At 39.7% G+C, this 19,572-nt stretch carries 18 protein-coding genes, 1 tRNA gene and 1 riboswitch; of the genes, 10 read left to right on the forward strand and 9 right to left on the reverse strand.

The annotated features are described in order from the left end of the window. Positions 1-3: 3 nt before the first annotated feature. Together ruvC and aspS are read right to left on the reverse strand one after the other, a co-directional pair. Positions 4-525 carry a crossover junction endodeoxyribonuclease RuvC gene (ruvC, locus tag A6E04_RS07750; RefSeq protein ID WP_017022898.1) on the reverse strand — a complete coding sequence of 174 codons (522 nt, stop codon included), beginning with the start codon at positions 523-525 and terminating at the stop codon, positions 4-6. A gap of 98 nt (positions 526-623) precedes the next feature. Next, positions 624-2,399, reverse strand: coding sequence for an aspartate--tRNA ligase (gene aspS / locus A6E04_RS07755; RefSeq protein WP_017022897.1), 1,776 nt, complete (start codon positions 2,397-2,399; stop codon positions 624-626). Between the two features lie 482 nt (positions 2,400-2,881). On the opposite strand from aspS, the gene cmoA reads away from it, so the two are divergent. The 5 genes from cmoA (at position 2,882) to A6E04_RS07780 (ending at position 8,064) form a co-directional block, all read left to right on the forward strand. Beyond that, positions 2,882-3,610 carry a carboxy-S-adenosyl-L-methionine synthase CmoA gene (gene cmoA / locus A6E04_RS07760; protein WP_012550460.1) on the forward strand — a complete coding sequence of 243 codons (729 nt, stop codon included), beginning with the start codon at positions 2,882-2,884 and terminating at the stop codon, positions 3,608-3,610. 49 nt (positions 3,611-3,659) lie between these two features. After that, positions 3,660-4,634, forward strand: coding sequence for a tRNA 5-methoxyuridine(34)/uridine 5-oxyacetic acid(34) synthase CmoB (cmoB, locus tag A6E04_RS07765; protein ID WP_065610781.1), 975 nt, complete (start codon positions 3,660-3,662; stop codon positions 4,632-4,634). 79 nt (positions 4,635-4,713) lie between these two features. Then, positions 4,714-5,484 (forward strand): putative ATP-dependent zinc protease, encoded by a 771-nt coding sequence (locus A6E04_RS07770; RefSeq protein WP_065610783.1) that lies wholly within the window; start codon positions 4,714-4,716, stop codon positions 5,482-5,484. Between the two features lie 102 nt (positions 5,485-5,586). Continuing rightward, positions 5,587-7,095, forward strand: coding sequence for an inactive transglutaminase family protein (locus tag A6E04_RS07775; protein WP_017022893.1), 1,509 nt, complete (start codon positions 5,587-5,589; stop codon positions 7,093-7,095). 3 nt (positions 7,096-7,098) lie between these two features. Then, positions 7,099-8,064 carry an alpha-L-glutamate ligase-like protein gene (locus tag A6E04_RS07780; RefSeq protein ID WP_017022892.1) on the forward strand — a complete coding sequence of 322 codons (966 nt, stop codon included), beginning with the start codon at positions 7,099-7,101 and terminating at the stop codon, positions 8,062-8,064. An 89-nt stretch (positions 8,065-8,153) separates the two neighbouring features. Here A6E04_RS07780 and moaE read toward each other — a convergent pair whose 3' ends face one another. The 4 genes from moaE to moaA form a co-directional block, all read right to left on the reverse strand. Continuing rightward, positions 8,154-8,600, reverse strand: a complete 447-nt coding sequence (moaE, locus tag A6E04_RS07785) for a molybdopterin synthase catalytic subunit MoaE (RefSeq protein WP_026469751.1) — start codon at positions 8,598-8,600, stop codon at positions 8,154-8,156. Position 8,601: 1 nt separating this feature from the next. After that, positions 8,602-8,847 (reverse strand): molybdopterin synthase sulfur carrier subunit, encoded by a 246-nt coding sequence (moaD, locus tag A6E04_RS07790; protein ID WP_012550454.1) that lies wholly within the window; start codon positions 8,845-8,847, stop codon positions 8,602-8,604. Next, on the reverse strand, positions 8,844-9,323 hold the full coding sequence (moaC, locus tag A6E04_RS07795) for a cyclic pyranopterin monophosphate synthase MoaC (RefSeq protein ID WP_017022890.1): 480 nt from the start codon (positions 9,321-9,323) through the stop codon (positions 8,844-8,846). Before moaC ends, moaD begins: the two co-directional genes overlap by 4 nt. Positions 9,324-9,335: 12 nt before the next feature. Continuing rightward, entirely contained in the window at positions 9,336-10,325 is a 990-nt protein-coding gene (gene moaA, locus A6E04_RS07800) for a GTP 3',8-cyclase MoaA (protein WP_012550452.1), read from the reverse strand. After that, positions 10,314-10,460, reverse strand: a riboswitch (molybdenum cofactor riboswitch). (Overlaps the previous gene by 12 nt.) A gap of 233 nt (positions 10,461-10,693) precedes the next feature. On the opposite strand from moaA, the gene yvcK reads away from it, so the two are divergent. Continuing rightward, entirely contained in the window at positions 10,694-11,572 is an 879-nt protein-coding gene (yvcK, locus tag A6E04_RS07805; protein ID WP_017022889.1) for a uridine diphosphate-N-acetylglucosamine-binding protein YvcK, read from the forward strand. Between the two features lie 49 nt (positions 11,573-11,621). Here the strand turns inward: yvcK and A6E04_RS07810 are convergent, their stop codons facing one another. The 3 genes from A6E04_RS07810 to uvrB all read right to left on the reverse strand — a co-directional run bounded on the left by A6E04_RS07810 (position 11,622) and on the right by uvrB (position 15,738). Beyond that, a complete protein-coding gene (locus A6E04_RS07810) occupies positions 11,622-11,954 on the reverse strand; it encodes an Hpt domain-containing protein (protein ID WP_012550450.1) in 333 nt (110 codons plus the stop codon). An 11-nt stretch (positions 11,955-11,965) separates the two neighbouring features. Further along, positions 11,966-13,411, reverse strand: a complete 1,446-nt coding sequence (gene luxO, locus A6E04_RS07815; protein ID WP_175365415.1) for a quorum-sensing sigma-54 dependent transcriptional regulator LuxO — start codon at positions 13,409-13,411, stop codon at positions 11,966-11,968. Between the two features lie 296 nt (positions 13,412-13,707). Next, complete coding sequence (gene uvrB, locus A6E04_RS07820) at positions 13,708-15,738, reverse strand: excinuclease ABC subunit UvrB (protein WP_017022887.1); 2,031 nt, start codon at positions 15,736-15,738, stop codon at positions 13,708-13,710. Between the two features lie 474 nt (positions 15,739-16,212). Between uvrB and A6E04_RS07825 the strand changes: the two genes are divergently transcribed. From A6E04_RS07825 to rsxC, 4 genes are all read left to right on the forward strand, one after another. Then, positions 16,213-16,288: transfer RNA gene (locus A6E04_RS07825), tRNA-Asn, on the forward strand. A 132-nt stretch (positions 16,289-16,420) separates the two neighbouring features. Then, on the forward strand, positions 16,421-17,002 hold the full coding sequence (rsxA, locus tag A6E04_RS07830; RefSeq protein ID WP_012550447.1) for an electron transport complex subunit RsxA: 582 nt from the start codon (positions 16,421-16,423) through the stop codon (positions 17,000-17,002). 2 nt (positions 17,003-17,004) lie between these two features. Beyond that, the gene (gene rsxB, locus A6E04_RS07835; protein ID WP_012550446.1) at positions 17,005-17,589 is read left to right on the forward strand and encodes an electron transport complex subunit RsxB; all 585 of its coding nucleotides are present in this window, start codon (positions 17,005-17,007) and stop codon (positions 17,587-17,589) included. Positions 17,590-17,592: 3 nt separating this feature from the next. After that, the coding region (gene rsxC, locus A6E04_RS07840) for an electron transport complex subunit RsxC (RefSeq protein ID WP_065610988.1) at positions 17,593-19,572 on the forward strand (1,980 nt) is incomplete at its 3' end.

The following is a 19,572-nucleotide window of genomic DNA, read 5'->3' on the forward strand; positions in this document are numbered from 1 at the left end:
TATCTAGCGATATCGTCCTCGCCTTGCTCCTGTCGCTTTCCCCGCTAAGGCGATTAACGTTTTATTCGTATTCGCATGACAAATTGCAACCCCTAAACCATCAGCGGCATCCGCTTGTGGTTTTGCTGGTAATTTAAGCATCGTCATAACCATATGCTGAACTTGAGCTTTATCGGCTGCACCCGTTCCCGTTACGGCTTGTTTAATTAAACGAGCAGCATATTCATATACAGGTAAGTCTGCATTAACGGCAGCAACAATCGCACTTCCTCTTGCTTGTCCTAACTTAAGTGCTGAATCCGCATTTTTTGACATAAATACTTGCTCGATCGCGAATACATCTGGTTGAAACTGCGTAATAATTTCAGAAACGCCAGCATAGATCTGCTTTAAGCGACCGGGAAGTTCTTTTTCTGACATCCGAATACAACCACTCCCTAAATATTGCAAATGACGACCGTTTTGACGAATAACGCCATAACCGGTAATACGAGAGCCGGGATCAATTCCTAAAATTATAGACATAGCATTATTTAAACCACTGATTATTTATACAGTTATAGTATATACAAAAATGCCCGCATAAGGCGGGCATTTTTTAATAAAAAGAAAACTTTAATTAATTAAGCGTCTTTTTTCTCAGCAAATTTTACTGCAATCGCTAATTCTGCAAGAGAATCTGGATTCGCAGGGCTTGGAGCATTCGTAAGTAAACATGCTGCAGCCGTTGTTTTAGGGAATGCAATAACGTCACGAATGTTTTCAGTACCGCAAAGTAGCATTGCAAGACGGTCAAGACCGAAAGCAAGACCTGCGTGTGGCGGCGTACCGTATTTAAGCGCTTCAAGTAAGAAACCAAATTTCTCTTGTTGCTCTTTCGCTTCAATACCTAGAATACCGAATACTGCAGTTTGCATTTCAGCATTGTGAATACGTACAGAGCCACCACCAACTTCATAGCCGTTGATAACCATATCGTAAGCATCAGAGTTTGCAGCAGCAGGGTTTACTTTAAGCTCTTCCGCTGTCATGCCTAATGGAGAAGTAAATGGGTGGTGCATTGCATGCAAGTTACCTTCGCCATCTTCTTCAAACATTGGGAAATCAATAACCCAAAGAGGTGCCCATGCTTTTTTATCTGTTAGCTCTAAGTCATCACCAAGCTTGATACGTAATGCACCCATTGCTTCAGAAACAATGTTTGCTTTATCTGCACCAAATAGGATGATATCGCCACTTTCAGCTTCTGTGCGTTCTAAAATACCATTTACAACGTCTGCGTTTAGGAATTTAGCAACAGGAGATTGAACACCTTCAAGACCAGCAGCACGATCGTTTACTTTCATCCAAGCAAGGCCTTTCGCGCCGTAAATACCAACAAATTTGCCGTATTCATCAATTTGCTTACGAGAAAGCGATGCGCCACCAGGAACACGAATAACCGCTACACGGCCTTTTTCGTCATTTGCAGGACCAGCGAATACTTGGAATTCTACGTCTTTAAGAAGATCTGCAACGTCCACTAATTCTAGTGGGTTACGTAGATCTGGCTTATCAGAACCAAAACGACGAATCGCTTCAGAGAATTTCATTATTGGAAATTGACCAAGCTCAACATCAAGAAGTTCTTTCCACATGTCATGAACCAAACGTTCAGTAATATCACGAACTTGGTTAGACGAAAGGAAAGAGGTTTCGATATCTATTTGAGTAAATTCAGGTTGGCGGTCAGCGCGTAAATCTTCATCACGGAAACATTTAACGATTTGGTAGTAACGGTCAAAACCAGACATCATCAGAAGTTGCTTAAACAACTGTGGTGATTGTGGAAGTGCGTAGAAGCTGCCTTTATGAACACGGCTTGGTACTAGGTAATCACGAGCGCCTTCTGGCGTTGCTTTTGTTAGTACTGGTGTTTCGATATCTAAGAATAGGTTCTCATCTAAGAAACGACGAACAAAGCTAGATGCACGAGCACGTAACTTGATACGGTCACTCATTTCTGGACGACGTAAATCAATATAACGGTACTTCAGGCGTTGCTCTTCTGAGTTCGTTTGATTGAAATCCAATGGAAGTGCTTCAGAACGGTTGATGATCTCAAGACCTGTCGCGTAAAGTTCAACTTCACCCGTAGACATATCTTTATTTACTTGGCTGTCAGGACGAACACGTACTTCGCCAGTAAATTTAATACAGAATTCATTGCGCAGTTGGTTAGCAATTGAAAAGATATCTTTCATATCTGGGTCAACAACTACCTGAACGACACCTTCACGATCTCGCATATCAATGAAGATAAGACCGCCTAAATCACGGCGACGGTTTACCCAGCCGCAAAGTTCTACAGTTTGTCCTGCAAGGGACTTGTTCAAGTTACCACAGTAATGGCTGCGCATAATGATTTCCCAATCTAAATATACATATCAATAATAAATGCAGTGAAATAGTCTCACTGCATTTTTCATAAACTGATTCTACGTTTGTTTAAATGATGAATAAAACAGCAGGCTCGCTGAAATAGTAAGCAAAACGCAAAAATATGCCCTCATTATAAAGAAAAATCAGGTCACGATATAGGCCTGAATGAAAAAAACAGGCTTAATGAGAAAGTTCCACCTAAATTATTCTCTCTTTTTAATTTCATTCTCTTTCAAAGTGTAATGACACTAAAGACATCAAGCTCAGAATTAATTACAATAGCGCGTTCATGAGCAGGAAAGCCATGAAACCTATCTTTCTAGGTAAGTAAATGAATTGATATTTACCTAGACTGATATGAAAAACACCACTGCCATTAAAATAAACGTAATGACGTAATCATGATTGGTATTGGTTGATAATACGTATGGACATAACAACGCGTCTTTGTGAGAAAACCATGGCTAACCCAGATACTATATTTTCAGCTCCAATCGATAAAATTGGTGACTTTACCTTTGACGAACGTGTCGCAGAAGTATTTCCAGACATGATTCAACGTTCAATTCCAGGCTATAGCAACATTATTTCTGCTATTGGTATGCTTGCTGAACGTTACGCTAAACCTCATTCAAGTGTTTATGATTTAGGTTGCTCACTGGGTGCGGCAACGTTATCTATGCGTCGTCACATTAATCAAGAAGGCTGTCAGATTATTGGCGTCGATAATTCCTCAGCAATGGTCGAACGTTGTCGTTTACTGATTAACGCTTATCGTTCAGATACACCCGTAACCATTGTTGAAGCGGATATCCGTGATGTCAATATTCAAGATGCATCGGTCGTCGTATTAAATTTTACTTTGCAATTTTTAGTGCCAGCCGATCGTAGAGCCCTATTGGAGAAAATCTATTCTGGATTACGTCCCGGTGGCATTCTTATTTTATCTGAGAAATACATCTTCGAAGATGGTGTCGTTAACGAGTTATTGATCGATTTACATCATGATTTCAAACGTGCTAATGGCTACAGTGAATTAGAAATAAGCCAAAAGCGCAGCGCCATTGAAAATGTCATGCTGCCAGATCCAATTGATGTTCACAAACAACGCTTCCAAGAGATTGGCTTTAAAAGCTCTGAAGTCTGGTTCCAATGCTTTAATTTTGGCTCAATGTTCGCGATCAAATAATCGATATAAATCCTTTATTTTCACTTATTAATTAACTAAAGATATTTCAATGTTTAATTTTGCTAATTTTTATAAACTTATTGCTCAAGATACCGTTCTTCAGCCTTGGCTAAACACCCTTCCCCAGCAATTAACCGATTGGCAAAATGCTGAGCATGGGGATATAGAACGCTGGCTTAAAGCGCTAAAAAAAATCCCTGAAGGCTGTGCTGAAAACATTGATTTAAAAACGTCAGTTACGCTATCAAATAATAGCCCTTTGATTGATGGCGAACGTAAAAAACTAGAAAGTTTATTACGCACCTTCCATCCATGGCGTAAAGGCCCGTTCACGGTTCATGACATTCATATCGACACTGAGTGGCGCTCTGACTGGAAATGGGATCGTGTTCTACCTCATTTATCGCCATTAAAAAATAGATCTATCTTAGATGTCGGCTGTGGTAACGGATATCATATGCTTCGTATGTTAGGAGAAGGGGCTCGCTTGTGTGTTGGTATCGATCCCTCTCACCTATTCTTAGTTCAGTTTGAAGCAATTCGTAAATTAATGGGCAATGACCAACGAGCGCATTTATTACCTTTAGGGATCGAACAGCTTCCTGAATTAAATGCGTTTGATACTGTATTTAGTATGGGCGTGCTGTACCACCGTCGTTCGCCTCTTGATCATCTTATTCAATTAAAAAATCAACTCGTCGCTGGCGGTGAGCTCGTTTTAGAAACCCTCGTTATTGATGGCGATGAAAACGCAGTATTAATGCCAGTTGATCGTTATGCTCAAATGCGTAACGTCTATTTCTTCCCATCAGCTAAAGCGTTAAAAGTATGGTTAGAAAGCGTCGGGTTTATTGACGTAAAAATTGTCGACGAGTGCGTAACAACAACAGGTGAACAACGCTCTACAGAATGGATGAAACACAATTCATTACCTGAGTATTTAGACCCTACGGACTCATCAAAAACAATTGAAGGTCACCCTGCACCTAAACGTGCGATCTTAATTGCAAGAAAACCTGACTAAACTCTTACATTAGAGGGCTTCTCGCTCTCTTTTTTTATCGTTACTATGCACATGTTAATCTAACTCAACGGAACATAAAATGATCCAACGAATTCTACCACTGGTTGCAATTTTAAGTCTTTCAGGATGCGCTCTCACTCAACAGGCGCCCCCCGTTGCAGCAGATAATTCAGAAACAGTTGCCGCTATTAAGTCTATGGAAACCAATCTAGATACTCGCTTAGATGGAATGGAAACCAAAATAGAAACCCAAAACGACTACATTTCAACCTTAGAGAAAGAACTTTCGAACGTATCAGAAGAGTTATCTCTGGTTCGAACAGAACAAACTAAGATTCAAATGAGTATCAAACAAGCAACGAATAAGAAAGCTCGTTTAGTTCAGATGCCAGTCTCTCTTCAAACACAATCATTAAAAGACACTATCATTTTAGGTGCCATCGAAAATGTAGAAATTGCAGATATTAAGCAAGTATTTACCGCTCGAATAGATACTGGCGCAACCACCTCATCATTGAATGCAGTCGATCTTCAAGAATTTGAACGCAATGGCACACAATGGGTACGTTTTCATTTAGTTGCACAGAATAAAAAAGCGGAAACTGATGAGTTAGAGTGGATTACCGCCCCTGTTATACGCAATGTTAAAATCCGTCAATCAACAAACGAAGAGGCCGAACGACGACCTGTCGTTGAATTATGGATTAAACTTGGGGCAATCCATGAAAAAGTACAGTTTACCCTTGCAGATCGCTCTCACATGACCCATTCTATTTTACTTGGACGTGAGTTTATTCAAGACATTGCCGTTGTTGATGTCAGCAAAGAATTTGTTCAAAGCAAAAAATAATCGCCTTCCAAGAAAGCAATAACATAATAAATATAATTGAACGTTATGTTATTGCTTAAATTATAATTATCTTTCCACTTATGCCATTACAACGAGGATGTTATGCCATCAAGAGTGCCTTTTTATTTTCTTATCTCCCTACTAATTATTGCGGGACTTACGTTGAGCTGGCTACGCCACGATTCATACGGAGTGCCTTGGACACCAGGTGAGAGAAGCCAAGTTTGGGATGTAGAAGCCCGAATTCAATTTGATGCAGTAAATAAACCAGTCAAGGTTTCTATGGCTGCACCACAAACTCAAACAGGTTTTACTATTGTCGATGAGAGTGCATCTTCTCCAGGCTATGGTATCGCTTATCTAACAACAGAGCATGGACGCCGAGCTGAATGGACAATTCGTCAGGCTGACGGACCACAAACGCTCTATTATAAAACTCAAATCTTAGTAGACCCGCAAGCAGACTCCGTTATTCAGCCCCCAGAATCAGAGAAACCTGAAGCCGTCACTTTTGAAGGCCCTCATGAATCTGCGGCAATCTCATTATTAGATCAAGCCAGAGCTCGTTCTTCTGACGATATTACGTTAACTCGCGAACTTATTAAGCAATTTAATGATAAAGATAACCAAAATGCGTCTTTGCTTCTTAATGACTTAACGAGAGTTCAAGCTATTTCAAAACTCTTAAGTTTTGAGAACATCCATAATAAAGTTATTGGTACTCTTTGGTTAGAAGATGGGCGTCGTCGTCAATCTGTTCAGCATATGATTGAAGTATGGAGTGGCAAAAACTGGCAGTTGTTTAATCCAGAAACGGGAGACCAAGGTCAACCGGCTAACTTACTGCTTTGGGACGAATCAAATGTCTCTCTCTTAGACGTTGTTGGTGGTAAAAATAGCCAAATCAACTTCTCTATGATTGCACAAGAAATTTCTCCTACTGCTGCAACCGAGAAGAAAGTAGAAGCAGACAACCTGCTAAACTTCTCTATCCACAGTCTTCCTCTTGAAGAGCAATCGATGTTTAAAACCATCATGCTTATTCCAATTGGTGCACTGATGGTTGTGTTCTTACGAGTCATTATCGGTTTGAAAACATCAGGTACTTTCATGCCAGTGTTGATCGCGGTTGCTTTTGTGCAAACACAATTAATCACAGGTATTGTTGGTTTCTTACTGATTGTTGGTACCGGCTTAATCATTCGTAGCTATTTATCCAAATTAAACCTACTCCTGGTATCCAGGATATCCGCGGTGATCATCTCTGTAATCATGATCATTTCAATCTTCACGATTGTTGCCTTTAAGATTGGTTTAACAGCAGGATTAAGTATTACCTTCTTCCCTATGATTATCCTTTCTTGGACTGTAGAACGTATGTCGATTCTATGGGAAGAAGAAGGCTGGAAAGAAGTTGCGACTCAAGGTGGCGGTTCATTATTAACAGCCGTTCTTATCTACATCGCAATGACAAACCCGTTCGTACAGCACTTAACGTTTAACTTTATTGGTATTCAGCTAATTATTTTAGCCATTATACTGATGCTTGGTAATTATACTGGTTACCGTTTAAGTGAGCTTCGTCGCTTTAAGCCTTTAGCGGAGGACTAACCTATGTTTAGTAGATTCACGTCTCCGTCTAAACTAAAAGAAAAAGGGATCATGGGCATGAATCAACGTAATGGCAGTTATATCGGCCGTTACAATGATCGAAGCAAATACCCATTAGTTGATGATAAGTTAAAAACAAAAGTGATTGCGGTAAAAGCAGGCGCTACAGTTCCTAAACTTATTGGTGTAATTGATAGCCAAGCTGAAGTGAAGAATATTCACGATATCGTTAAAGACTGGCCTGGTTTTGTTATCAAACCAGCCCAAGGCAGTGGCGGTAAGGGCATTTTAGTTGTTACTTCTCATAAAGATGGCGTGTATTACAAGCCATCTGGAGCAGAAGCAAACAAACAAGATGTAGAGCGACATATTACCAATACACTTGCAGGTCTTTTTTCTCTTGGTGGAAAAAACGATGTTGCGATGATCGAGAACTTAATCGAGTTTGATGATGTGTTTGACGGCTTCAGTTATGAAGGAGTGCCAGATGTACGTATTATCGTATTTAAAGGCTACCCTGTCATGGCTATGATGCGTTTATCAACAACAAACTCCGATGGAAAAGCCAACTTGCACCAAGGTGCTGTTGGTGTGGGTATCGACATAGGGACAGGAAAAGCCGTACGTGCCGTACAATTTGATTTACCTGTAGAAAACCATCCTGATACGGGTAAATTATTAAGTACGCTAGAAGTCCCTCATTGGCATAAACTATTGACCCTTGCATCTAGTGCGTGGGAAATGACCGGATTAGGTTATCTGGGTACTGATATGGTACTCGATAAAAAATACGGACCAATGGTTCTAGAACTTAATGCTCGTCCAGGCTTAGCAATTCAAATTGCAAACGGAACAGGGTTACTCCCTCGTTTAAAGCATATTGAAAGCTTGGAAGAAACCGTTCCCTACCCAACTCCAGAAGCTCGTGTTGCTTATGCAATGGAACAGTTTGGTATTTATAATAAATAACTGACCTGTGTACATCAAACTAAAAAAGGGAAGAAAGCTTATGCTCTCTTCCCTTTTTATTTATATAAACAAACATCAGCTAATTCGGTCTATTTTTCCCAACGCTGCGCCGCAGATTTATCAGTGTCTCTAGATTCAACCCAACGTACTTCTTTGGTTGTTCTTTCTTTCTTCCAAAAAGGTGCATTTGTTTTTAAGTAATCCATAATGAATTCGCAAGATTCAAACGCAGCACCGCGGTGTGCACTCGATACGCCAACAAACACAATTTGATCGCCCAGTTCCAGATCACCAACACGATGAATCACTTTCACTTTTAATAGCGGCCAACGTTCTTTCGACTGTGCAACAATATCATTCAATGATTTTTCTGTCATACCGGGGTAATGCTCTAAAGAAAGCCCCTTCACATCATCACCAAGGTTCATATCTCGAACCTTACCGATAAAAGTAACCACAGCACCAGAGGCTGTACCTTCTGCTAACAGAGTATATTCATCACCAACATTGAAGTCATGTTCTTGAACAGAAATCATCTTAACCACCTGTTACTGGTGGGAAAAAGGCAACTTCATCACCATCAACAACCGCGGAATCTAAGCTTGAAATAGTTTGATTTATTGCGACAAGCAATTTTCCTTTTTCTAGGGCTAAATCCCACTTACCTTCTTTTTTACTTAACTCTTCTCGAATTGCTTCCGCTGTCGCGTACTCACCTGTAAGTTCCAGTTTACCGGTTCCTACTAACTCTTTAGTTTGGGCAAAAAATAATACTGTGATCATGCGTCAACCTTAAAGTGTCCAGATTTACCGCCCGTTTTTTCTAATAAACGAACTTGACTAATAACCATGTCTTTTTGAACGGCTTTACACATATCATAAATGGTTAGAGCCGCAACAGAAGCAGCTGTTAAGGCTTCCATTTCAACGCCAGTTTTTCCAGTTAACTTACAGACTGATTCAATACGAACCATGTTTTCAGCTTCAATGGCTTCAAGTTGAACTTCTACTTTAGTCAGCAACAACGGATGGCATAATGGAATAAGATCCCATGTCTTTTTCGCTGCTTGAATGCCTGCAATACGTGCGGTAGCAAAAACATCACCTTTATGATGAGAACCAGAAACAATCAACTTTAGAGTTTCTGGCGCCATATGTACGAATGCTTCTGCACGCGCTTCACGAACGGTTTCTTGTTTTGCTGATACATCAACCATGTTCGCCTCACCAGAGGCATTAATATGAGTAAAATTTGACATAATTCTTCTTTATTATCCGCCAATAGAGGCTAAATGAGGGGTCATTCCAGCGTGGCCATCATGTAAAAAGTGGCCTTCTGCTTTATTATCTAATTGCGTTTGAATGCGCTGAATTAACTCGTCTTGCTGAGTATCAGCTTGCAATAAATCACGTAATTCAACACCGTAATCACCAAATAGGCACATATGTAACTTACCTTTTGCTGATACTCGTAATCGATTACAACTCTGACAGAAATCTTTTTCGTAAGGCATTATCAACCCAATTTCACCCATATAATCTGGATGAATAAAGACTTGAGCTGGGCCATCACTTTCGCCACGAGCTTTTAATATCCAATTATTCGCAATTAAGTGATTACGGATCGAGACACCAGATTGATGATGATTTTTGAAAAGATCGTCCATTTCACCCGTTTGCATCAACTCAATAAAACGCAATTGAATAGGACGAGTTTGGATCCACTTTAAAAAGAGAGGTAATTCGGTGCTGTTGAGATCTTTCAGTAATACCGTATTCACTTTGACTTGCTTGAAACCCACTTCAATTGCTTTATCAATACCAGCCATAACTTCGGCGAATTTATTTTCACCTGTGATCTGATAAAACATATTTGGATTTAAGCTATCAACACTGACATTGATATTCGTTAGACCTGCTTCACGCCATTCAGCGACATGTTTTTCCATCCGATAACCATTTGTTGTCGTAGCAACTTTAGTTATCCCCGGCTGAGAAGCCACAGTACGGATAATGTCAGTGAAATCTTTACGAAGGCTTGGCTCTCCCCCTGTAATACGCACTTTTGACGTACCACAACGGGCAAACGCACTCACAGTACGTTCGATTTCATCAAGCTCTAGAAAGGACTCTCGCTTACCATTTTCAGGTCGATAACCATCAGGTAAGCAATAAGTACATTTAAAATTACAGACGTCTGTAATCGACAACCGTAAATAATAAAACTTACGGTTGTAGTTATCTTCAAATTGTTTCGCCACGGAACACCTTTCCAAACACGGGAGGCTTGTTCATTTCCAAACAAACCCTTGTGACCGAATTGTCACTGGCTCACACTACATATTGAATATTTCTTAGAACAACTTAGTAGCTTGAGCTCGGAGTTATGGCAACCACACTAAACCAGTATTAATTCAGTTGGTGCTCTTATTAAAATACTCAATATTTCTGTGGTTTTCCAATTTCTTTTGAAATTAACCCAAAATTTCTCTATTTTATTTGATTACTGTTAACTTTGTTAATAACAAATTACTTAAAACTGTGATTAATTCAACATTTACTTTATTAGTACTTGTCCAATTTATTATTATCCACCACACTCAATTTACGTTTTTTAAAGAATATAAACATGACTGAACATAAAATTGTTGCCATTGGTGGTGGTCACGGCTTAGGGCGAGTTCTTGCTGCGCTTAGTGATTTTGGAAGCAATGCTACAGGCATAGTAGCAACAACAGATAATGGAGGCTCTACAGGGCGCATTAGAGAGTGCCAAGGAGGAATTGCGTGGGGAGATACTCGAAATTGTATCAACCAGCTCATTATGGACCCTTCGATTAGCTCTATGATGTTTGAATACCGATTTAAAGGCCTAGGTGAATTACACGGTCATAATCTTGGAAATCTAATGCTTACCGCGTTAGACAACCTAAGTGTTCGCCCATTGGATGCCATTAATTTAATTCGAGATATGCTAAAAGTAGAGACAAACATCATTCCAATGTCTGAGCATCCATCAGATTTAGGCGCGTTAACCACTGATCTACGTAAAATATCAGGGGAAACCAATGTTGATGACATGGAAGAAGTTCCACTTCGTCTTTTTCTTGATCCTGAAGTACCAGCAACCTTAGAAGCAATTGATGCAGTAAAAGAAGCGGATTTGATTTTACTTGGACCAGGCAGTTTTTTAACGAGCATAATGCCACCGTTACTATTACCCGGAATTGGTAAAGCTATTGCAGGAAACAAGCATGCAAAAGTCGTCTTCATTGATAATTTATCTAAAGAGTTTGGCCCTGCAGGTAAAATGAACCATTCAACGATGTTAGCTTGGTGTGAACGCGCGTGTTCGGGAAGAAAAGTAGATATCGTTCTAACAGATCGAGAATTAGCTGAGTTACAAAATGAATACGATTGCAGAAAAACAGATCTCGCGTCACCAAATCATGATTGGCGACACGATAGAGACAAATTAAAACAAGCTATCGTTGGGCTATTAAACTAACCAAGGCAGCTTTAGAATTGGCTTTTATTTTATAATAAAAGCCAATTTCCTAAATCAGAAACTCTCGATAAGCACGCTCTGTTTGACGAGCAATATCAACAAACTCAGACATATTATTCTGAACCCATTCTTTTTGATGTGATTTTGCTTTTTCTTCGACATCAATCGCCATTCCCGCTAACTTATCCGCACCAAAACTCCCGGCGCTACTCTTTAAGCAATGGCTAATTTCTCTTACTTTATCAATTTCAGGTTGAGAACTTAATGTATCAATAAAGTCATGTAATTCATCACAGAAAATACCAAATAAAAAGGGCACATTCTCATCACCAACTTCCTGCACTAACTGATTGACGGCTAGTTGATTTACATATTGATTCACGGTATCACCCTCTATTTATCATTCCATGACTGTAATTTTCTATATATTGTGGAAGGGCTCACCTCTAATTGCTTAGCGGCTTGTGGAATGTTCCCATCACATAGAGTAATTGCATCTTCTATAATCTGCTTTTCAGACAACCATAATGGTCTAATTTCTTTTTTCATATTGCCTTCAGGTACGAATTCAATATCAACTGGAGGTTGTTCAAAATGACGGCTTAAGCGATTAACTGCTTGTAAAGATGCAATATTCGAACCATTATGATCTTCTGGTGCTAACGGTGGCGGAAGCATAGAAAGCAAGACTTCTTTACCTCGATTCAATACCACGACATTTCTAATGACGTTTTGTAATTGCCGAACGTTTCCCGGCCAATCATATTCAAGAAATCGAGAGACCACATCTGGGCTAAATGTAATAAATTCTCTCCCTTCTTCATGAGAAAAATGACCTAATATTGAGTGACCAATTTCAATAATATCATTGCCTCTGTCTCGTAACGGAGGCAGCGTTAATGGGATAACATGCAATCGATAATATAAATCTTCACGGAATCGACCTGCTTGAACTTCTAGCCAAGGATCACGATTGGTTGCACAAACAAATCGAACATCAACTCGACTCATTTTAGAAGAACCTACTTTTTGAAAGGTCCCTGTTTGAATAAAACGTAATAATTTGGTTTGCAGGTCTAAATCCATTTCGCACAATTCATCTAAGAACAGGGTTCCTCCGTCAGCTTGTTCTGCCGCCCCTTTCCTATCAACTGACGCTCCTGTAAATGCGCCTTTAACATGACCAAACAACTCACTTTCAATCAAGTCTTTCGGTATCGCGGCACAGTTAATCGCGATGAATGGCCCGTCTCCCCGCTTACTTGCTGCGTGAACGGCTTCGGCACACACTTCTTTACCTGTTCCTGATTCCCCAGTAATAAAGACCGTGGCTTTACTTGGCGCCGCAGAATCAATAGTTCGATATACTTGATGCATTTGAGAGCTACTACCAATAAAACCTTGGTATTGATTGTTGCTTTTATTTGGATCAAGACCCGTATTATCTAAGTTCTTTTGCGCTCTTCTTAATGCACTATTTACAGTGACTCTGAGCCTATCGGCTTCACATGGTTTAATAAGAAAATCCTGAGCACCTAAACGCATCGCTTCAACGGCAACATCAATAGAACCATGGGCAGTCATTAACACAACAGGTGTATCATGATGAATTTTTCGAATTTCCGTTAAAACCTCAAGTCCAGTCATATCCGGCAAGCGCAAATCCAATAAAATTAAATCCGGTGCCTTTAACGTCACTTTTTCAATCGCATCAACACCTTTTGCTACAACATCGATATCTAAACCTAAAGGATTAAGGTAAGAACGATAAAGCGCAGCAACAGAAGCGGTGTCTTCAACCATGAGTAAATATTTTTTTTGCATCAGAATCCAAACCATTAAAAAGCATATCAACCTTTGCATTTTCGCATAATGCAATTGCATAACGCAAAGGTATTTTCGCATTATGCAAAACAGTTGTGATATCGCGTCTTTTTTGTACTAAATTAGGCGTTTTTCATGCTATAAAAAGTTGGCACGCTCTCTGCTATATGTATAGTGACCCTTTAAGCCAAAGGGTCACCTAGCCAACTGACGTTGTTAGTGAAATTTACTTTCACATGAACAATAAAGCCAACCGGTATATTACGGTTGGCTTCTTTTTTTCTTAAAATCAATAATTTACAAAACAGTCATTAACTATTCGTTATAAATTGATTCCTTAATTTGTCTACCTCATCCCTTACTTTAGCAGCCTGTTCAAACTCGAGATCTCTCGCATGTTGATACATTTTTGCTTCTAATCGTTGAACTTCTTTTTCTAATTGCTGAGGCGTCATCGATTGATAACTCGCTCCTTCTTCTGCCACCTCTGATAGCTTCATTTTAGGTGCGACTATTTTCCGTTTATTCTTAGTCATATCTCCCAGCTCAAGAATATCAGCCACATTTTTTTTCAATGCGGTTGGCACAATACCTAATGCTTCATTATGTAATATCTGTTTTTCACGTCTTCTTTCTGTTTCTCCAATGGCTTTTTCCATTGAGCCCGTGATCCGATCTGCGTATAAAATCGCTTTACCTTCTAAATTACGAGCGGCACGTCCTATCGTTTGGATTAATGATCGTTCGGATCGTAAGAAGCCTTCTTTATCTGCATCTAAAATCGCGACTAAAGACACTTCTGGCATATCTAAACCTTCACGCAATAAGTTAATGCCGACTAACACATCAAACTTACCTAAGCGCAAATCACGGATGATCTCAACACGCTCAACCGTATCAATATCAGAATGTAAATAACGAACTTTCACTCCATGCTCTGCAAGATATTCAGTCAGATCTTCAGACATACGCTTGGTAAGCGTCGTCACCAACACTCTCTCACCCACCTTCGTACGAATTCTGATCTCAGATAATAAATCATCCACTTGAGTTCCAACGGGGCGAACTTCAATAATAGGATCAAGTAAACCAGTAGGCCTTACTAATTGCTCAGCAATATCAGAGCCTGATTTTTCGATTTCATATTTTCCAGGCGTAGCAGAAACGTAAATCGTTTGTGGAGCACGGGCTTCAAATTCATCAAAGCGCATAGGACGGTTATCTAATGCCGAAGGTAACCGAAAACCGTATTCAACCAAATTCTCTTTACGTGAACGATCACCTTTGTACATTGCCCCTATTTGAGACACGGTAATGTGGGATTCATCAATAATCAGTAAGCCATCTTTAGGTAAATAATCAAATAAAGTGGGCGGCGCTTCACCTTGAGGACGACCACTCAAATAACGAGAATAGTTTTCAATACCAGAACAAAAACCAAGCTCATTCATCATTTCAATATCGAATTGAGTTCGTTGTGAGATTCTTTGTTCTTCAACTAGCTTATTATTAGCTAATAATTCTTTTTTTCGCTCAGCTAAATCGACTTTTATCTGTTCAATAGCATCAAGTACTTTTTCTCTGGGTGTTACGTAGTGTGTTTTCGGATATATAGTACAACGAGGCATGTCTTTAGTAATAATTGAACCCGTTAATGGGTCAAACTTACTAATACGTTCAACTTCGTCATCAAAAAGCTCAATTCGAATCGCTTCATGCTCTGATTCTGCAGGAAAAACATCCAAAACCTCACCACGAACACGGAATGTACCTCGCTCAAAAGCCATGTCATTACGTTTATATTGTAATTCAGCTAATCGACGTAAAATATCACGTTGGTTAATGATATCCCCTCGACTCAAATGCAGCATCATACTTAAATACGCTTGAGGATCGCCAAGACCATAAATCGCAGAAACAGAAGCGATAATAATCGCATCTTTACGTTCTAATAATGCTTTTGTCGCAGAGAGGCGCATTTGCTCGATATGCTCATTAACCGATGAGTCTTTTTCTATAAAGGTATCCGTGGTTGGGACATAAGCCTCTGGTTGATAATAATCAAAATAAGAAACAAAATATTCCACGGCGTTATTAGGGAAAAAAGCTTTCATTTCACCATAAAGTTGAGCAGCTAATGTCTTATTATGTGCCATTATCACGGTAGGACGACCTGATTTAGCAATCACATTCGCCAGTGTGAATGTTTTACCTGATCCAGTAACCCCTAATAACGTTTGATGAGCAAGACCATTTTCTAGCCCTTCATTTAGCGTTTTAATTGCCTGAGGTTGATCCCCTGCTGGCTGATAGTCTGAAACTAATTCATACGCACTAGTCATTTATATTGCTCCACATTTTTACGGCTCTTTTATAGAAAGACACACTATCAAATCTTACTCTTTTTTTATAGAAACGCTTTATTAAGATAAAAGTTTTCCCCAGACAAGAACAAATTATAACCAATGTTGTTTTTTTTCTTTATTAATTTATTACTTATTGATTAGTTCATCATCAAAACAACGCTAAGTCATTGATTTATTAAAATCATAAACCCATATTTTTATTTTAATACCGATTGCATGCACTGATACAGCTAGCCAAATACGACTTAACACCGTTTCATTAACATACTTATCCACAGTTTTAGTGGATAACTACCCACAAGCCTTGTTTTCTATAGGCTGCAGCTAATGTCAATAATTTTTTGAACAAAAATAGTTAATTGTTGGCTAAATAATCGATCGATTATTTTTTGTCCTTTAGCGGTTGACAGTCTTTTTTTGAATCGTTATTATCACGTCCGAAAAAACTTTTCCCTTTTAGTTCAGTTGGTAGAACGCCGGACTGTTAATCCGTATGTCGCTGGTTCAAGTCCAGCAAAGGGAGCCAAATTTTAAAGCCTTGTCTAGCGACGAGGTTTTTTTTTGCCTAAAATTTAAAAACCTATTCTTTCTAAGGTTGTTATCACTGCCGTAAAGTCCGATAATAACCAGACCATCTATTATTATAAAAATCATCTGCATGACTGAGTATCTCTTACTTCTTATTGGGACTGTTTTAGTTAACAACTTTGTATTGGTAAAGTTTTTAGGACTTTGTCCATTTATGGGTGTGTCTAAGAAACTAGAAAGTGCCATTGGAATGGGCCTTGCAACGACCTTCGTTCTGACTTTAGCGTCAGTATGTTCTTATCTTATTGAAACCTATATTTTAGCGCCTCTAGGGATCGAATACTTACGCACGATGAGTTTCATTCTAGTGATCGCCGTTGTTGTTCAATTTACAGAAATGGTTGTTCACAAAACCAGTCCGACGCTTTACCGTGTACTTGGTATATTTTTGCCACTAATAACAACAAACTGTGCTGTACTTGGTGTCGCCCTATTAAATGTCACCGAAAATCATAACTTTATTGAATCTATCATTTATGGTTTTGGTGCTGCCGTAGGTTTCTCTCTTGTTTTAATCCTTTTCTCTGCCATGCGTGAACGCATCGCCGCTGCAGATGTTCCTCTGCCATTTAAAGGCGCATCGATTGCTATGATTACTGCAGGATTAATGTCTTTAGCCTTTATGGGCTTTACTGGTCTAGTGAAATTATAAACATGAGTTCTATTTTAATTGCCGTTATTGCAATCTCTGCCCTAGCCCTCGTTTTCGGGTTAATTCTCGGTTTTGCATCAATAAAATTCAAAGTTGAATCCGATCCAATCGTCGATCAAATTGACTCTATATTACCACAAACTCAATGTGGTCAATGTGGTTATCCAGGCTGTAAGCCTTATGCAGAAGCCATTGCAAACGGTGACACCATTAATAAATGTCCTCCAGGTGGTCAAGCTACGATTGAAAAGTTAGCCGATCTAATGGGCGTTGATATCCCAAGTTCTGCTCATGACGAAGAAAAAAGTATTAAAAAAATCGCCTTTATTCATGAGGACATGTGTATTGGATGTACTAAATGCATTCAAGCCTGCCCTGTGGACGCGATTGTTGGCGGCACAAAAGCACTACATACTGTTATTGAAGCAGAATGTACTGGCTGTGATTTATGTGTTGCGCCATGCCCAACAGATTGCATTGAAATGATCCCTGTAAATACAACGCCTGATAATTGGAAATGGGATTTAAATACAATCCCTGTTGTGAATCTTCCTGCAGATAAACCAACTAAAGCATCGGAGCTGTAACCCATGTTGTCCATTATCGAAAAAATCAAACAAGGTCAATTATGGGATTTTCACGGAGGTATTCACCCTGCTGAAAATAAACACATTTCGACACGAAATACCGTCCAACAAGCGGGGGTTCCAGATCAACTAATCCTTCCACTAAAACAACATATTGGTGCTAAAGGCGATATTCTTGTTACCGTAGGTCAACACGTATTAAAAGGGCAACCCCTCACTCAAAGTAATATTGCTATGTGTGTGCCTATTCATGCGCCCACTTCAGGAAAGATCGTAGCAATAGAGCCAAGAACCGTTGCCCACCCTTCAGGCCTAACAGACTTGTGCATTGTTATTGAGTCTGATGGTAATGATCAGTGGATTGAAAATAGAAAACCGATTACTGATTTTGCAACCCGAGATCCAATAAAACTTATTGAGCGTATTCGTCAATCTGGTATATCAGGCATGGGCGGAGCGGGTTTTCCTACGAGTAGAAAATTACAAAGCGGTATTGGGAAAGCAGACATGCTGATCATCAATGCAGCTGAATGTGAACCCTATATCACCGCGGATGATCGTTTAATGCAAGATTATGCGGCTGAGGTGATTGTTGGTATAAAAATCCTACAGTACATTTTAACGCCTAAAATAGCAATTATCGGCATTGAGGATAACAAACCGGAAGCGATTAAAGCATTAAATGCGATCGTAACAGAACACGATAATATCTTAATTCGAGTGATTCCAACCAAATACCCATCAGGTGGTTCTCGCCAGCTAGTGAAAATCTTGACAGGTAAAGAAGTACCTGCGAGTGGGCGCTCTACCGACATTGGGGTTATTGTTCAAAATGTAGGTACAATATTTGCCGTTAAGCGCGCGATATGTGATGCAGAACCATTAATTGAGCGAGTGGTTACATTAACAGGGAACAGTTTAGATATACCGGGGAATTTCTGGGTTCGCTTAGGTACCTGTGTCGACTATTTAATGACGCTTACTGGCTATAAAGCCGATAAAAAACACCCGCGTATTATCATGGGTGGATCGCTAATGGGATTCACATTACCCCACCAACAAATACCAATAACTAAAATTACCAACTGCATTATTACGCCAGACAGAAAAGAGCTCCCTCTTTACAACCATGAAATGGCCTGTATTCGTTGCAGTAGTTGCGCAGATGCTTGTCCCGCAGCCTTACTACCACAACAATTATACTGGTACTCAAAATCAGAAGATTATGAAAAATGTGAAGAATACCATTTATCTGATTGTATAGAATGTGGGGCATGCGCTTATGTCTGCCCAAGTGAGATCCCACTTGTTCAATATTACCGCCAAGCTAAATCTGAAATTTATGCACGTAAGCAAGATTCACTTGCGGCAGATCGTGCCAAAGTACGTTTTGAAGAAAAAAATGCACGAATGGAACGAGATAAACTAGAACGAGAGAACAAATTTAAACTCGCTGCAGAAAACCGTCGTAAAGAAATGAGCACAGAAAAAGCAGCAGGATCAGGTAATGATGCCATTGCTGCGGCTATAGCAAGAGTTAAAGCTCAAAAAGCAGCACAAGAATCTGGAATCGCGAGCCCTAAACCAGCGGTTGCGGCGGCGATTGCTCGTGCAAAAGCAAAACAAGCTGAAGCGACCAAAGACCATTCTGGAGATCCCGATAATTCTGAAATGGCTAAATTACGTGAAAAGCGTAAGCAACAAGCACGTGACAGAAAAGCAAAACAAGAATTAGAAAATACAACTTCAACCAATGAAGAAAATTCGCCGAATAAAACCGAGAAAAAAGACGCTGTAGCTGCCGCCATTGCACGAGCGAAAGCACGTAAAGCAGCACAAGCTGAAAAAGACGCTTCTTCATCAAACGCTGAGACTGAAACAAAACCAGAATCAACGAGTGATAATGAGACACCGACAGAAGATCCAAAGAAAGCAGCCGTAGCTGCCGCTATTGCACGAGCAAAAGCACGTAAAGCAGCACAA

Source organism: Aliivibrio logei (assembly GCF_001691055.1).
In the GTDB taxonomy this organism is placed as follows: domain Bacteria; phylum Pseudomonadota; class Gammaproteobacteria; order Enterobacterales; family Vibrionaceae; genus Aliivibrio; species Aliivibrio salmonicida.

Excerpts from the sequence above, each read along its gene's own strand:
- aspS (WP_017022897.1), bottom strand. The coding sequence starts at position 2,399 with ATGCGCAGCCATTACTGTGGTAACTTGAACAAGTCCCTTGCAGGACAA.
- cmoA (WP_012550460.1), top strand. The coding sequence starts at position 2,882 with ATGGCTAACCCAGATACTATATTTTCAGCTCCAATCGATAAAATTGGT.
- luxO (WP_175365415.1), bottom strand. The coding sequence starts at position 13,411 with ATGGTTTGGATTCTGATGCAAAAAAAATATTTACTCATGGTTGAAGAC.
- A6E04_RS07775 (WP_017022893.1), top strand. The coding sequence starts at position 5,587 with ATGCCATCAAGAGTGCCTTTTTATTTTCTTATCTCCCTACTAATTATT.
- moaD (WP_012550454.1), bottom strand. The coding sequence starts at position 8,847 with ATGATCACAGTATTATTTTTTGCCCAAACTAAAGAGTTAGTAGGAACC.
- moaE (WP_026469751.1), bottom strand. The coding sequence starts at position 8,600 with ATGATTTCTGTTCAAGAACATGACTTCAATGTTGGTGATGAATATACT.
- A6E04_RS07780 (WP_017022892.1), top strand. The coding sequence starts at position 7,099 with ATGTTTAGTAGATTCACGTCTCCGTCTAAACTAAAAGAAAAAGGGATC.
- rsxA (WP_012550447.1), top strand. The coding sequence starts at position 16,421 with ATGACTGAGTATCTCTTACTTCTTATTGGGACTGTTTTAGTTAACAAC.
- uvrB (WP_017022887.1), bottom strand. The coding sequence starts at position 15,738 with ATGACTAGTGCGTATGAATTAGTTTCAGACTATCAGCCAGCAGGGGAT.
- yvcK (WP_017022889.1), top strand. The coding sequence starts at position 10,694 with ATGACTGAACATAAAATTGTTGCCATTGGTGGTGGTCACGGCTTAGGG.
- rsxB (WP_012550446.1), top strand. The coding sequence starts at position 17,005 with ATGAGTTCTATTTTAATTGCCGTTATTGCAATCTCTGCCCTAGCCCTC.
- ruvC (WP_017022898.1), bottom strand. The coding sequence starts at position 525 with ATGTCTATAATTTTAGGAATTGATCCCGGCTCTCGTATTACCGGTTAT.
- moaC (WP_017022890.1), bottom strand. The coding sequence starts at position 9,323 with ATGTCAAATTTTACTCATATTAATGCCTCTGGTGAGGCGAACATGGTT.
- A6E04_RS07770 (WP_065610783.1), top strand. The coding sequence starts at position 4,714 with ATGATCCAACGAATTCTACCACTGGTTGCAATTTTAAGTCTTTCAGGA.
- cmoB (WP_065610781.1), top strand. The coding sequence starts at position 3,660 with ATGTTTAATTTTGCTAATTTTTATAAACTTATTGCTCAAGATACCGTT.